The sequence below is a fragment of the Streptomyces sp. NPDC034111 genome (assembly GCF_055575375.1).
Genome location: NZ_JBVIST010000004.1, coordinates 323184 through 336482, shown reverse-complemented (window position 1 = coordinate 336482; position 13299 = coordinate 323184). Strand labels below are relative to the sequence as shown.

Genomic DNA, 13299 nt, shown 5'->3' with positions numbered 1-13299 from the left:
CTGCGTCAGGTACGGCTTCGGGCTGGAGGGCGCGTATGGACGGCACGGACGGCGTGGAGGGCGCGAACGGTACGGGCGGTACGGACGGCGCGAGCGGTACCGACAGTACGGACGGCACGGACGGCGTAGGCAGGGGCCCGGGGGATGCCGTATGGCGGCCCGAGGGTGGGCGGCTGGGGTACGGGATACAGCTGCCGGTGCAGTCGCAGAGCACGCTGTTCGCGGAGAGCTGGGAAGCTGCCGCGGGGCCCGCCGATCTGGTCGCGGTCGCGCGGGCCGCCGACCGGTACGGGTTCGCCTACCTCGCCTGCTGTGAGCACATCGCGATCCCGCGGCGGCTGGCCGAGGCGATGGGCACCGTGTGGTACGACCCGGTCGCCACCCTCGCGCATCTGGCCGCCGTGACGGAGCGGGTGCGGCTGCTGAGCCATGTCGCCGTGGTCGGGCTGCGACATCCGCTGATCACGGCCAAGCAGTACGCGACGCTCGACCACCTCTCCGGCGGGCGGCTGATCCTCGGGGTCGGGGCGGGCCATGTGCAGGAGGAGTTCGAGGCGCTGGGCGTCGACTTCGCGCGCCGTGGGGCGGTGCTGGACGAGGCTGTCGACGCCTTGAAAGTGGCACTGGGGCCGGAGGAGTTCCCCGCGTTCGCGGGGGAGCGGTTTGCGTTCGAGGGGCTGGGGCAGCGCCCGCGCCCCGCGCAGACGCCGCGTCCGCCGGTCTGGGTGGGCGGCTCCTCGCCCGCCGCCGTACGCCGGGCGGCCGAGCGCGGGGACGGCTGGCTGCCGCAGGGCGACCGGCGCGAGCAACTGCCCGGGCAGATCGCCAGGCTGCGGCGGCTGAGGGAGGCGGCGGGGATCGAGGAGCCGGCCGTGATCGGTGCCATCGCCGAGCCGTTGTACGTCGGCGAACCGGGGTGGGAGGTCGGGCGACGGACCCTGGCCGGGGAGCCGGAGCGGATCGCCGCGTCCCTGCGGGAGTACGGGGCGATGGGCGTGACCCAGCTCCAGGTGCGGTTCCGCAGCCGTAGCCGCGGCGAGCTGGTGGAGCAGATGGCGGCGTTCGCGGACCAGGTCGCGCCGCAGCTGGACTGAGCTGCGTGGTGGGGCGCGTGGCCGTATGTGAACCCGAGTGATCGGTGCGGAGGCCGGTTACCGGATCCGGGACGTCACGAGCAGCCGGGAGGCTGACATGGGCAAGCTGGACGGGCGGGTCGTCATCGTCACCGGTGCGGCGCGCGGTCAGGGCGAGCAGGAGGCGCGGCTCTTCGTCGCCGAGGGGGCGCGGGTCGTCCTCACCGATGTGCTCGACGGGCAGGGGGAGGCGCTTGCGGAGGAGATAGCGGAGGAGGTGGGGGAGGGGCGGGCCGTGTATGTCCATCTGGAGGTGAGCCGGGAGGACGACTGGCAGGCCGCCGTCACCGCCGCCAAGCAGGCCTTCGGGAAGGTCGACGGGCTGGTCAACAACGCCGGCATCCTGCGCTTCAACGAGCTGACCAGCACCCCGCTGACGGAGTTCCGGCAGGTCGTCGAGGTCAATCAGGTCGGGGCCTTTCTCGGCATCAAGACCGTCGCGCCCGAGATCGCGGCGGCGGGCGGCGGGACCATCGTCAACACCGCGTCGTACACGGGCGTGACGGGGATGGCGTACGTGGGTGCGTACACCGCCACCAAGCACGCCATCGTGGGCCTGACGCGGGTCGCCGCCCTTGAGCTCGCCGCGAAGAAGATCCGGGTGAACGCCGTCTGCCCCGGCGCCGTCGACACCGCCATGAGCAACCCCGCCCAGCTCGACCCCGAGGCGGACACCGAGGCGGCCGCGCAGGCCCTCGACGAGCTGTACCGGAAGCTGGTGCCGCTGGGGCGGGTCGGGCGTCCGGAGGAGGTCGCCAGGCTGGCGCTCTTCCTGTCGTGCGAGGACTCGTCGTACATCACCGGGCAGCCGTTCGTGATCGACGGGGGGTGGCTGGCAGGGGTGAGCGTGCTGTGAGCTGACGGTATGTCAGCTACCCACGGTCCCGGCTCTTGACGGTCCCGGGGTGCGATGGAACAGTCGGCACACACACTGAATCTGACGGTACGTCAGAAAAGCTCGGGACGGTGAACCACCTTGGAATTCGGGCTCTTTGTACAGGGATACGTGGGCAAGCGGGCCGAGACCGACCCGCTCGCCGAGCACAAGGCGCTGATGGAGGAGACCGAGTACGTCATCCAGGCGGACACCTCCGGCTTCAAGTACGCCTGGGCATCCGAGCACCACTTCCTGGAGGGGTACTCACACCTCTCCGCCAACGACGTCTTCCTCGGCTACCTGGCGCACGCGACCGAACGGATCCACCTGGGATCCGGGATCTTCAACCCGCTCGCCCAGGTCAACCACCCGGTGAAGGTGGCCGAGAAGGTCGCCATGCTCGACCACCTCTCCGAAGGCCGCTTCGAATTCGGCAGCGGGCGCGGCGCCGGCTCGCACGAGATCCTCGGCTTCCTCCCCGGCATCACCGACATGAACCACACCAAGGAGATCTGGGAAGAGACCATCGCCGAGTTCCCGAAGATGTGGCTCCAGGAGGAGTACCCGGGGTTCCAGGGCAAGCACTGGCAGCTGCCGCCGCGCAAGATCTTCCCCAAGCCGTACGGGGCCTCGCACCCCGCGATGTGGTACGCGGCCGGCTCACCCACCTCGTACGCCATGGCGGCCAGGAAAGGCCTCGGCGTGCTGGGCTTCAGCGTCCAGAAGGTCTCCGACATGGAATGGGTGCTGGAGCAGTACAAGACCGCGATCCGCGACGCCGAACCGGTCGGCGACTTCGTCAACGACAACGTGATGGTCACCTCGACCGCCATCTGCGCCGACACCCACGACAGAGCCGTGGAGATCGCCGTCAACGGCGGACTCAACTACCTCCAGTCACTGGTGTTCCGCTACCACGACACCTTCCCCCGGCCCGACGGCATCCCCGAGTGGCCCGAGCTGCTGCCCGACTACACCACGGAGATCATCGAGCTGCTGATCGCCGAGGAGCTGATGATCTGCGGCGATCCGGACGAGGTGCTCCAGCAGTGCAAACGCTGGGAGCAGGCCGGCGCCGACCAGCTGAGCTTCGGACTGCCGATCGGGATCCCGTACGAGGACACCATGAACACGATCAAGCTCATCGGTGAGCACGTCATCCCGAAGATCGACACGGATCCGGTGCACCGGACGACCCGGTTCCGGCAGGCGGCCGGCAGCTGACACAGCCGGCAACGGAGCAACTGAGGGGAGGCACTTCGTCATGCTCGACCATCTGATCAAGGGCGCGACCGTCGTGGACGGGACCGGCGCGCCCGCGCACCCCGCCGACGTCGGAATACGCGACGGACGCATCGCCGTCATCGCCGAGCCCGGGACGGTGGCCGAGGAGGCCACGACCAGCGAAGACGCCCGCGGCCTGATCCTTGCGCCCGGCTTCGTCGACCCGCATACGCACTACGACGCCCAGCTCTTCTGGGACCCGTACGCCACACCCTCGCTCAACCACGGCGTGACGACGGTCGCGGGTGGCAACTGCGGCTTCACCCTGGCCCCCTTGCACCCCGACCGGCCCGGCGACGCCGACTACACACGCCGGATGATGTCCAAGGTCGAAGGGATGTCGCTGGTCGCGCTGGAGGAAGGCGCGCCCTGGTCGTGGAGCTCGTTCGGCGACTATCTCGACGCCCTCGAGGGGCGGATCGCCGTCAACGCCGGCTTCATGGTGGGACACTGCGCGCTGCGGCGGTACGTGATGGGCGCGGACGCGATAGGCGGCCGGCCCACCGAAGCGCAGATGACGCAGATGCTCGCGCTCTTCCACGACGCCATGGACGCCGGCGCCTGGGGCCTCTCCACCACCCAGTCCTCCACCCACTCCGACGGCGACGGACAGCCGGTCGCCTCCCGCCACGCCCGACCCGACGAACTGATCGCCCTGTCCCGGGCCGTCGCCGCACACGAGGGCACCCAGCTCGAAGCCATCGTGGCCGGCTGTCTCGACCAGTTCAGCGACGACGAGATCGATCTGCTGGTGGAGATGAGCGCCGCGGCCGGACGACCGCTGAACTGGAACGTCCTGACGATCGACGCCGCCGTCCCCGAGCGCGTACCGCGCCAGCTGGTGCCGAGCGAGCGGGCCCGGAAGGCCGGCGGACGGATCGTGGCCCTCACGATGCCGATCCTCACCCCGATGAACATGTCCCTCGGCACCTTCTGCGCCCTGAACCTGATCCCCGGCTGGGGCGACATCCTCGGCCTCCCGGTGGACGCACGCATCAGCAAGCTGCGTGACCCGGCCGTACGCGCCGAGATGCTGCGGCACGCGGCCTCCAAGGAGGCCGGCGTCTTCCGCCGCCTGGCCAACTTCGGCCGGTACGTCATCGGCGACACCTACAGCGCGGCCAACCAGGGCCTCACCGGACGGGTCGTGAAGGACATCGCCGCCGAACGCGGCCAGGAGCCCTTCGAGTGCCTGGTGGAGATCTGTGCCAACGACCGTCTGCGGACCGTCCTCTGGCCGATGCCCACCGACAACGACCCGGACTCCTGGGCCCTGCGCGCCGAGACCTGGCAGCACGAGGACGTACTGCTCGGCGGGTCCGACGCGGGCGCGCACCTGGACCGGATGTGCGGGGCGCCGTACACCACCCGCTTCCTCGGCGACTGTCTGCGCGGGCGAAAGCTGGTCGGGCTCGAACAGGCCGTGAAGATGCTGACCGACGACCCGGCACACCTCTTCGGCCTGCGCGAACGAGGACGCATCCAGGAAGGCTGGCACGCCGACCTCGTCCTCTTCGACCCGGAGACCATCGACGCGGACAAGGCCACGCTCGTCCATGACCTGCCCGGCGACAGCCCCCGCCTGGACTCCAAGGCCCTCGGCGTCCATGCGGTGTGGGTCAACGGGGTCGAGGCGATCCGCGACGACGTGGTGACCGGCGCCGTACCGGGCAAGGTGCTGCGGTCCGGCCGCGACACCAGGACGGTGAGCACCAGGTGAGCGCGCGCCCAGCGGGGGCCGGGGGCGGCGCGTTGTGTTCGGTGTGCTGTTGGCCAGTGTGCTGGTGGAGCGGCAAGTGACGTATGTCGAGGGCAGGTTGTTCGTCGGCGGGGAGTGGATCGAATCCGCCGGCGGCCACTACGAGGTGATCGATCCGGCCACCGAGGCCGTCGTCGGACTCGCCCCCGAGGCCTCGCGGGAGCAGGTCCACCAGGCGGCCACCGCGGCCCGGGACGCCTTCACCGCCTGGTCCCGTACACCGCCCGGGGAACGCGCCGCGATCCTCGACCGGGCCGCGGACCTCATGGAACGGGACTTCGCCGCCCATGCCGCACTGGCGCAGGCCGAAAGCGGTGCGACGACCGCGACGGCACGGGGCATGCAGGTCGCGGTGGGCATCGCCCGCTTCCGGCGGTACGCGAAGGGCGCCCTGGAACCCGTGGAGCAGGGGCTGCCACCGCAGGTCAACGAGGCGGGCCCGATGGGCAAGGCCGGGGTGATCGGCGCCCTCGCCGTACGCCAGCCCGTCGGCGTCGTCACCTGCATCACCTCGTACAACAACCCCTGGGCGAACCCCGCGGGCAAGGTGGCGCCGGCCCTCGCCATGGGAAACACCGTCATCGTGAAGCCGGCCCCGCAGGACCCCCTCTCCGTCTACCGGATGGCGGCGGCCCTGGACGAAGCCGGGGTGCCGCCGGGAGTGGTGAACGTGGTCGGCGGGGCCTCCGCGGAGGCCGGTGAGGCGGCCGTCGACGCGCCGGACGTGGACATGGTCAGCTTCACGGGCTCCACGGCCGTCGGGCAACGCATCGGCGAGGTCTGCGGGCGCGCCATGAAACGCCAGCTCATGGAGCTGGGCGGCAAGGGCGCCGCGGTGGTCTTCGAGGACGCGGACCTGGACTCGGCGGTGGCCGGCATCGGCACCACGTTCTCGTTCTACAGCGGGCAGATCTGTACGGCGCCGACGCGGGTGATCGCGCAGCGCGGCATCTACGAGGCGCTGGTCGACCGGCTCGCCCGGTACGTCGGCCATCTGAGAATCGGCGACCCGAGGGAGCGGGCCACGGTCGTCGGCCCCGTGATCTCGGCGGCGCACCGCGACCGGGTCGAGTCGTATGTGGAGTTGGGCAGAGAGGAGGGCGCACGGATCGTCGCGGGCGGCGAGCGCCCGCAGGACCTGGTGCGGGGCTTCTATGTCGCACCGACCCTGCTCGCCGACTGCACCAACGCCATGCGCGTCGTACGGGAGGAGATCTTCGGCCCGGTCGTCGCGGTCGTCCCCTTCGACGACGAGGACGAGGGCGTCGCCCTCGCCAACGACAGCGACTACGGCCTCATCGACTACGTCTGGTCGGGCGATATGGCGCGCGCCTTCCGCGTCGCCCGCCAACTCCGGGCCGGCGGAGTCGGGGTGAACACGGTCGGCCGCAACATGGAGGCCCCCTTCGGCGGCTTCAAAAAGAGCGGCGTGGGCCGGGACGTGGGCTCCTACGCCCTGCATGCGTACAGCGAAATGCAGGCGATCGTTTGGGCGGGGTGAGGGGGTGAGGGGGTGAGGGGGTGAGGGGGTGAGGGGGTGAGGGCGGGGAGGGCGGGGAGCGGGCGGGGAGCAGGAGGGGCTTCCCCCTCCCCCTCCCCCTCCCCCTCCCCCTCCCCCTCCCCCTCCCCTCCCCCTCCCGCCTCGCTCTCCGCCTGCCCCGGCGCAGCCCTGCGCCGCGGGGTACTTGCCTCACCCTCCCGCCACGGGGTACGCGCCTCAGGCCACCCTCACGTGGTTCGCCTCCCCAGGAAGATCGGGTTGGTCATCGCCGCCATCGGCCCCGGGAGGCCGGCCGTCGTGGACGGGTGGCGGACCTCCGCCCGTATGTAAGCGGCGTAATCGGGCGTGGTCTGCCAGCTGACGGTGCCAGCGCCCGAGGGCGGCAACGGGGTTGAATACAGCCGTCCCTGGTCGGTGACGAAGGAGACCGTGCAGCCCGGGGCGCCGGAGACCTTGAGCTGGGCGGTGGCCTTTGCCGTACGGGAGGCCTCCAGGCGTTCGCCTATCCCGGCGTGTTCGCCGCGCTCGCCGGTGACGCAGAACGCCAGGTCGACCTTCGAGGACTCGGCGATCCAGACCCGGCCCGCCCGTATACCGTCCTGTAGCGCGCGTCGCGAAAGATCCTCGGCGAGCACCACCGTCTGCGGCAGACCGACGACATCCGGGTCGCGATGGGCGTCGCTGTGGCCGACGGCCGGCAGCCAGTCCGCGCGGCCCTGGGTGTGCGCGACGAGGGTGTTGTCCCACTCGGCGAGGGTGACCTCGTCATCCGGGGTGTACGGACCGTTCCAGACCTCCACCGCATCGGCTTCGTTCAGCCCGAACTTCCAGTTGCAGCCGATGCAAGTGGCGTGCGGATGCGCCGGGATGACCAGACCACCGGCCCGTCGGATGGCGCGGGCGAACGAGCCGAAGGCGTTGTCGCGGGCACGGTAGCGCCAGTCGATGAAGACGCCGGGGTCGGTTCCCATCGCCACCACGTGCCCATTGCGGGTGGTGACCTCCTCGCCGGTCAGGATCAGCAGGTCGTCACCCCACAGCCCCTCCCATGCGCGGTGTGCGGAAGTGGTGTTGTGCTCGGAGGTGTTGATGAAGTCGAGCCCGGCGGCCCGAGCCAGCGCCGCGATCTCGGCGGGAGTGCGCTTGCCGTCGGAGTAGACGGAGTGCAGGTGGCTGTCGCCTCGGTACCAGGCGCGGCCGCGGCCCCGGGCGCGCTCGGGTGGATAGACGGGATGCGGAGTGTGCCCCGGCGGGCCGTGTCTCAGGGTGATCGTGACGTCGTAGGACAGTCCCTGCGGTGCGACCGTGTACGGGCCGAGGGCGATATGCCAGGTGCCGGCGTTGACGGGCCCCGGGAGGTAGCCAGGGGTGGCATCGTCGGCGCGCAGGAAGAACTCGGTACGGGCCCCGCCCGACCAGCCGCGGAACCCGGCCCCGCCGAGCTCCGTGCCCCGTTCGTCGAAGATGCCGATGTCGCAGGCGTTGCCGGCCGTTCCCTCGGGGACCGTGGGCCTGTCGTAGGTGTAGGAGACGGCGAGCTCCCTTACCCCGTGCGGAACTTCCACCGGCAGATAGACGAAGTCCGGTGCACCCGTGGGCAGATGACCGGTGACGCGCCGGGTCTGTTCGCCCGGTCCGCTGCTGCCTGTCTGCCCGGCCGCCGGTGCTGCGTCGGCGAAGCTCACACGTCCGAGCGTAAGCGCGCCCGCCGCGCCCGCAACCGCCGAAAGTCTCAGTACATCTCGTCGTTCCATCCCCGCCCCCGTGCTGCGTAGTGCCGTGTTGGTCTTGTCGTGTCCGGGTCCTGTCCGTGCCCCAGTCCTGCAATGACTCGCCGTGTGCAATGCCGTGTGCAATGCCGCCGTGTGTCGCGGCGTGCGCAATGCCATGCGCAACACGGTGTTCGTATCGCTGTGCGTCCGGCTCGTTGCGCCGTGTGAAAACTGTTGTACGCGGCCGTGACGCGGAGGGAAAGGCCTGTGGATAACCGTCGGGCGCTGAGGGCAACATGCGGTCACCCACACGCGTGATGGAGGTATCCACAGCATGCGGATCGCGACCACGATCTTCCTGACCGACGAGACGATCCGGCCGGACCGGCTGGCCCGTGAGCTGGAACAGCGCGGATTCGCCGGCCTCTACCTCCCCGAACACACCCACATCCCCGCCAGCCGCGACACCCCCGCCCCCATGGGCGAACCGCTGCCCCGCGAATACGGCCGCACTCTCGACCCGTTCATCGCCCTCGGCCAGGCCGCCGCGGTCACCGAGCGGCTGGCACTGGGCACCGGCATCACCCTCGTCGCCCAGCACGACCCCGTCGACCTGGCCAAGCAGATCGCGACCCTCGACTTCCTCTCCGGCGGGCGCTTCACACTCGGCATCGGCTACGGCTGGAACGTCGAGGAAGCCGCCGACCATGGGGTGGAGTGGACGACCCGGCGCGAGCTGGTTCGCGACCGGGTGGCCCTGATGCGTGCCCTATGGGCCGATGAACCCACCGCGTACGAGGGCGAATTCGGGTCGGTGCGGGCTTCCCTGGCCTATCCCAAGCCGGCGAACGGCGCCCCGCGCACCCTGCTGGGCGGGGCGGCCGGCCCCAAGCTCTTCGGGCAGATCGCCGAGTACGCGGACGGCTGGCTGCCGATCGGCGGAAGAGGGCTGACCGAGACCCTCCCGGTGCTGCGGCAGGTCTGGTCGGACGCCGGGCGCCCGGGTGAGCCGGCCGTCGTGCCGTACGCGGTCCTTCCATCGCCCGGAAAGCTGGCCCACTACCGCGAGCTGGGCCTGGCGGAGGCGGTGCTACAGCTACCGCCGGCCGGGGAGGCGGAGGTGCTGCGGACGCTGGACGACTACGCCCAGTACCTGTGACGAGCGCGTACCCGTGACGGGCGCGTACGTGTGACGGCGCGATACCCGTGACGGGCGCGTACGTGTGACGTACGGGAGTGGGGCGTGTCCGTTGCGTGAGGGGGCGGTGCGGTGGACTGCGTGGGCCTGGAGAGACGCAGGGAGGCGAGGGAGGCGAGGGAGACGCGGGGAGACGAGAGAGGCGCGGGGAGCTCTCGGGCCCCGGTGCGCCTAGGACCATCGGCGTATGGCCCGTCGGCCCGGGCCGGTACCGCAGACCGATCCGCGAACGCCCCGTCGGTCGTAGCGTCGAAGGTGTAGGACCCGCAGATCAACGGTCCCAGCGGGAGCGGTGCAAGCGGTGCTCCGAGCCGGTGCAGGGCTCGCAGGGCTCGCAGGCTGCGCCGGCCGCGGGACCCAAGAGATCAAGGAGATCCCATGCCCAGCCTCGACCACACCATCGTGCACAGCGCCGACCGTTTCGCCTCCGCCCGGTTCCTGGCCGGGATTCTCGGTGCGCCGGAACCCAAGGCCTTCGGTCCGTTCGCCGCCCTCAAGCTCGACAACGGAGTGACGCTCGACTATGCCGAGCATGTCGCCGGGGGCAAGGATTTCGTCCCCACGCACTATGCGTTCCTGGTGAGCGAAGAGGAGTTCGACGCGATCCTTGGCCGCATCAAGGAGCGTGACCTCCCGTACTGGGCCGACCCCATGCACACCAAGCCTCAGGAGTTCAACACCCACGACGGCGGTCGCGGCCTCTACATAAACGACCCGGACGGTCACAACATGGAGTTCCTGACCCGGACGTACTCCGACGAGTTGCTGGCCAGCATGTGAACGCCCTCTGTGAGCGTGGGTCTGTGAGCGTGGGTCTGCGAGTGCTGGCGTGTGAGTGCCGGCGCCTGAGCGCCGGCTTGTGAGCATGTCCCGAGCCGCAGCCGGGGAATTGCCCCCTTTGAGCCCGGACGTAACCTCCGTCCGCAGTGATCAGTGGCACACAGGCGGCCCGATCTACAGCGGCGGCGCTGTCGGTGGACGCTCGTATGCTCAGAGGATGACTTCCAGCGCGCAGGGACCTGACCAGGCATCCGACCAAGGGACCGACCGCGAGACGAGCGCCCCGCCCGCTTCCCAGGGCCGCCCCACGGCGAATGCGATGCGCCGTGCGCTCAAGCGGGCTCGCGACGGCGTGGCGTTGGACGTCGGCGAGGCCGCGGTGCTCCTCCAGGCGCGCGGGGACGACCTCAAGGACCTGTGCGCCTCGGCGGCCCGGGTGCGGGACTCCGGCCTGGAAGCCGCGGGCCGCCCGGGCGTCATCACGTACTCGAAGGGGGTTTTCATTCCCCTGACCCGCCTGTGCCGGGACAAGTGCCACTACTGCACCTTCGTCACCGTCCCCGGCAAGCTGCGCCGGGCGGGCCACGGGATGTTCATGTCGCCCGACGAGGTGCTGGACATCGCCCGTCGCGGCGCCGAACTGGGCTGCAAGGAAGCCCTGTTCACCCTGGGGGACAAGCCCGAGGACCGCTGGCCCGAGGCCCGCGAGTGGCTGGAGGCGCACGGCTATGACGACACGATCTCGTACCTCCGCGCCATGGCCATCCGCGTCCTGGAGGAGACCGGACTGCTGCCGCACCTCAACCCCGGGGTGATGTCCTGGACGGACTTCCAGCGGCTCAAGCCCGTCGCCCCCTCCCTGGGGATGATGCTGGAGACGACCGCCGAGCGGCTGTGGAGCGAGCCCGGCGGTCCGCATTACGGGTCGCCCGACAAGGAACCGGCCGTCCGGCTGCGCGTCCTGGAGGACGCCGGGCGTTCCAACGTCCCCTTCACCAGCGGGCTGCTGATCGGCATCGGCGAGACCTATGAGGAGCGCGCCGAATCCCTGTTCGCGCTGCGCCGCATCCAGCGCGCCTACCACGGCATACAGGAACTGATCATGCAGAACTTCCGCGCCAAGCCGGACACGGCGATGCGCGGAATGCCGGACGCCGAACTGGAGGAGCTGGCCGCGACCATCGCGGTGGCCCGGCACATCATGGGCCCCTCGACCCGTCTCCAGGCGCCGCCCAACCTGGTCGACGGCGAATATGAGTTGCTCATCGAGGCGGGGATCGACGACTGGGGCGGCGTCTCCCCGCTGACCCTGGACCATGTCAACCCCGAGCGCCCCTGGCCGCAGATCGACGAGCTGACCGAGCGCTGCGCCGCCGCGGGCTTCGAGCTGCGTGAACGGCTCCCCATCTACCCGGAGTTCATCCAGCGCGGCGAGCCGTGGCTCGACCCCCGTCTGCTGCCGCATGTCCGCGCCCTCGCCGACCCCGGGACGGGCCTGGCCGTCGAGGACGCCCCGGTGGTGGGCCGCCCCTGGCAGGAGCCCGACGAGGGCTTCACGATGAGCGCAGCGGGCCGTACGGACCTGCACCACACCATCGACACCGAGGGCCGCACCGCCGACCGCCGCGAGGACTTCGACGAGGTCTACGGCGACTGGGAGGCGCTGCGTGAGGCCGCCGCGCCCGGTATGGCGCCCGAGCGCATCGACGCGGACGTACGGCAGGCCCTCTCGCAGGCCGCCGACGACCCCACCAAGCTCACCGACCCCGAGGCGCTGGCGCTGCTGCACGCCGACGGCCCCGCCCTGGACGCCCTCTGCGGGATCGCCGACGATCTGCGCCGCGCCACGGTTGGTGACGACGTCACCTACATCGTCACCAGGAACATCAACTTCACCAACGTCTGCTACACCGGCTGCCGCTTCTGCGCCTTCGCCCAGCGCCGTACGGACGCCGACGCCTACACCCTCTCCCTCTCCCAGGTCGCCGACCGTGCCCAACAGGCCTGGGACGTGGGCGCGGTGGAGGTCTGCATGCAGGGCGGCATCCACCCGGACCTGCCCGGGACGGCGTACTTCGACATCGCGCGCGCCGTCAAGGAGCGCGTCCCCGGGATGCATGTGCACGCCTTCTCGCCCATGGAGGTCGTCAACGGCGCCACCCGCACCGGTCTGTCCATCCGCGAGTGGCTGACCGAGGTCAAGGCCGCCGGCCTGGACTCCCTTCCCGGGACGGCCGCCGAGATCCTCGACGACGAGGTCCGCTGGATCCTCACCAAGGGCAAGCTGCCCACCGCCACCTGGGTCGAGGTCATCACCACCGCCCATGAGCTGGGCATCCGTTCGTCCTCGACGATGATGTACGGCCATGTCGATCAGCCGCGCCACTGGCTGGGCCACCTCCGGCTGCTGGCCGAGATCCAGCAGACCGCGCTGGCCAACAACGTCGGCGGCTTCACCGAGTTCGTCACCCTTCCCTTCATCCACACCAACGCCCCCGTCTACCTGGCGGGTATCGCCCGCCCCGGCCCCACCACCCGCGACAACCGCGCGGTGACGGCCATGGCCCGGGTCCTGCTCCACCCGCACATCACCAACATCCAGACCAGCTGGGTCAAGCTCGGCACGGACGGCGCCGCCGAGATGCTGCGCTCGGGCGCCAACGACCTGGGTGGCACCCTGATGGAGGAGACCATCTCCCGTATGGCCGGGTCGAGTTACGGCTCCTACCGCTCCATCCAGGATCTGATCGCCATCGCGGAGCAGGCCGGCCGGCCCGCCCGTCCCCGTACGACCACCTACGGGCTGGTGTCGGAGGAACGTCAGGCCGCTGCCCTGGCGTCGGACGGGCATCTGCCGGAGCTGCTGCCGGTGGTGGAGTAGGGCAGCAGGAGGCAGGTGGCGGCGGCCGGGCGGTGCCTCCTGCCACCTGCCCGGGTCCGTCTGACCGTCCGCGTCCGGCCCGGCCGTTCCGCGGCTCCGCGAAGTTATCCACAGGCTCCGATGCGCAACTCCGCCGAAGGCTAATCTGCTTGAGCAGGCAGAAACGCCGGCGGA

The 13299-nt window shown here is 70.6% G+C and carries 9 protein-coding genes; 8 read left to right on the top strand and 1 reads right to left on the bottom strand.

Translation table 11 applies throughout. The features are described from left to right. Positions 1-35: 35 nt before the first annotated feature. From ACZ55A_RS13565 to ACZ55A_RS13545, 5 genes are all read left to right on the top strand, one after another. Positions 36-1094, top strand: a complete 1059-nt coding sequence (locus ACZ55A_RS13565; protein WP_468838691.1) for a TIGR03619 family F420-dependent LLM class oxidoreductase — start codon at positions 36-38, stop codon at positions 1092-1094. Positions 1095-1191: 97 nt separating this feature from the next. Continuing rightward, positions 1192-1989 (top strand): SDR family NAD(P)-dependent oxidoreductase, encoded by a 798-nt coding sequence (locus ACZ55A_RS13560; protein ID WP_468838688.1) that lies wholly within the window; start codon positions 1192-1194, stop codon positions 1987-1989. A gap of 120 nt (positions 1990-2109) precedes the next feature. Further along, the gene (locus ACZ55A_RS13555) at positions 2110-3234 is read left to right on the top strand and encodes an LLM class flavin-dependent oxidoreductase (protein ID WP_468838685.1); all 1125 of its coding nucleotides are present in this window, start codon (positions 2110-2112) and stop codon (positions 3232-3234) included. Positions 3235-3274: 40 nt separating this feature from the next. Then, positions 3275-5014: an N-acyl-D-amino-acid deacylase family protein gene (locus ACZ55A_RS13550; RefSeq protein ID WP_468838683.1), complete on the top strand. Its 1740-nt coding sequence runs from the start codon at positions 3275-3277 to the stop codon at positions 5012-5014. A gap of 76 nt (positions 5015-5090) precedes the next feature. Further along, on the top strand, positions 5091-6554 hold the full coding sequence (locus ACZ55A_RS13545) for an aldehyde dehydrogenase family protein (protein ID WP_468838680.1): 1464 nt from the start codon (positions 5091-5093) through the stop codon (positions 6552-6554). A gap of 227 nt (positions 6555-6781) precedes the next feature. Here ACZ55A_RS13545 and ACZ55A_RS13540 read toward each other — a convergent pair whose 3' ends face one another. Then, positions 6782-8308 (bottom strand): CehA/McbA family metallohydrolase, encoded by a 1527-nt coding sequence (locus ACZ55A_RS13540; RefSeq protein WP_468838678.1) that lies wholly within the window; start codon positions 8306-8308, stop codon positions 6782-6784. Between the two features lie 292 nt (positions 8309-8600). On the opposite strand from ACZ55A_RS13540, the gene ACZ55A_RS13535 reads away from it, so the two are divergent. The 3 genes from ACZ55A_RS13535 (at position 8601) to ACZ55A_RS13525 (ending at position 13125) form a co-directional block, all read left to right on the top strand. Then, positions 8601-9425 carry a TIGR03619 family F420-dependent LLM class oxidoreductase gene (locus ACZ55A_RS13535; protein ID WP_468838676.1) on the top strand — a complete coding sequence of 275 codons (825 nt, stop codon included), beginning with the start codon at positions 8601-8603 and terminating at the stop codon, positions 9423-9425. Positions 9426-9842: 417 nt separating this feature from the next. Next, positions 9843-10244 carry a VOC family protein gene (locus ACZ55A_RS13530; RefSeq protein WP_468838673.1) on the top strand — a complete coding sequence of 134 codons (402 nt, stop codon included), beginning with the start codon at positions 9843-9845 and terminating at the stop codon, positions 10242-10244. Between the two features lie 217 nt (positions 10245-10461). Further along, positions 10462-13125: a bifunctional FO biosynthesis protein CofGH gene (locus tag ACZ55A_RS13525; protein WP_468838670.1), complete on the top strand. Its 2664-nt coding sequence runs from the start codon at positions 10462-10464 to the stop codon at positions 13123-13125. The last annotated feature ends 174 nt before the right edge of the window (positions 13126-13299 follow it).

What these genes read in the sequence shown, in the direction of transcription:
- ACZ55A_RS13565 (WP_468838691.1), top strand. Translation starts at nt 36, where the DNA reads ATGGACGGCACGGACGGCGTGGAGGGCGCGAACGGTACGGGCGGTACG.
- ACZ55A_RS13560 (WP_468838688.1), top strand. Translation starts at nt 1,192, where the DNA reads ATGGGCAAGCTGGACGGGCGGGTCGTCATCGTCACCGGTGCGGCGCGC.
- ACZ55A_RS13550 (WP_468838683.1), top strand. Translation starts at nt 3,275, where the DNA reads ATGCTCGACCATCTGATCAAGGGCGCGACCGTCGTGGACGGGACCGGC.
- ACZ55A_RS13540 (WP_468838678.1), bottom strand. Translation starts at nt 8,308, where the DNA reads ATGGAACGACGAGATGTACTGAGACTTTCGGCGGTTGCGGGCGCGGCG.
- ACZ55A_RS13535 (WP_468838676.1), top strand. Translation starts at nt 8,601, where the DNA reads ATGCGGATCGCGACCACGATCTTCCTGACCGACGAGACGATCCGGCCG.
- ACZ55A_RS13530 (WP_468838673.1), top strand. Translation starts at nt 9,843, where the DNA reads ATGCCCAGCCTCGACCACACCATCGTGCACAGCGCCGACCGTTTCGCC.
- ACZ55A_RS13525 (WP_468838670.1), top strand. Translation starts at nt 10,462, where the DNA reads ATGACTTCCAGCGCGCAGGGACCTGACCAGGCATCCGACCAAGGGACC.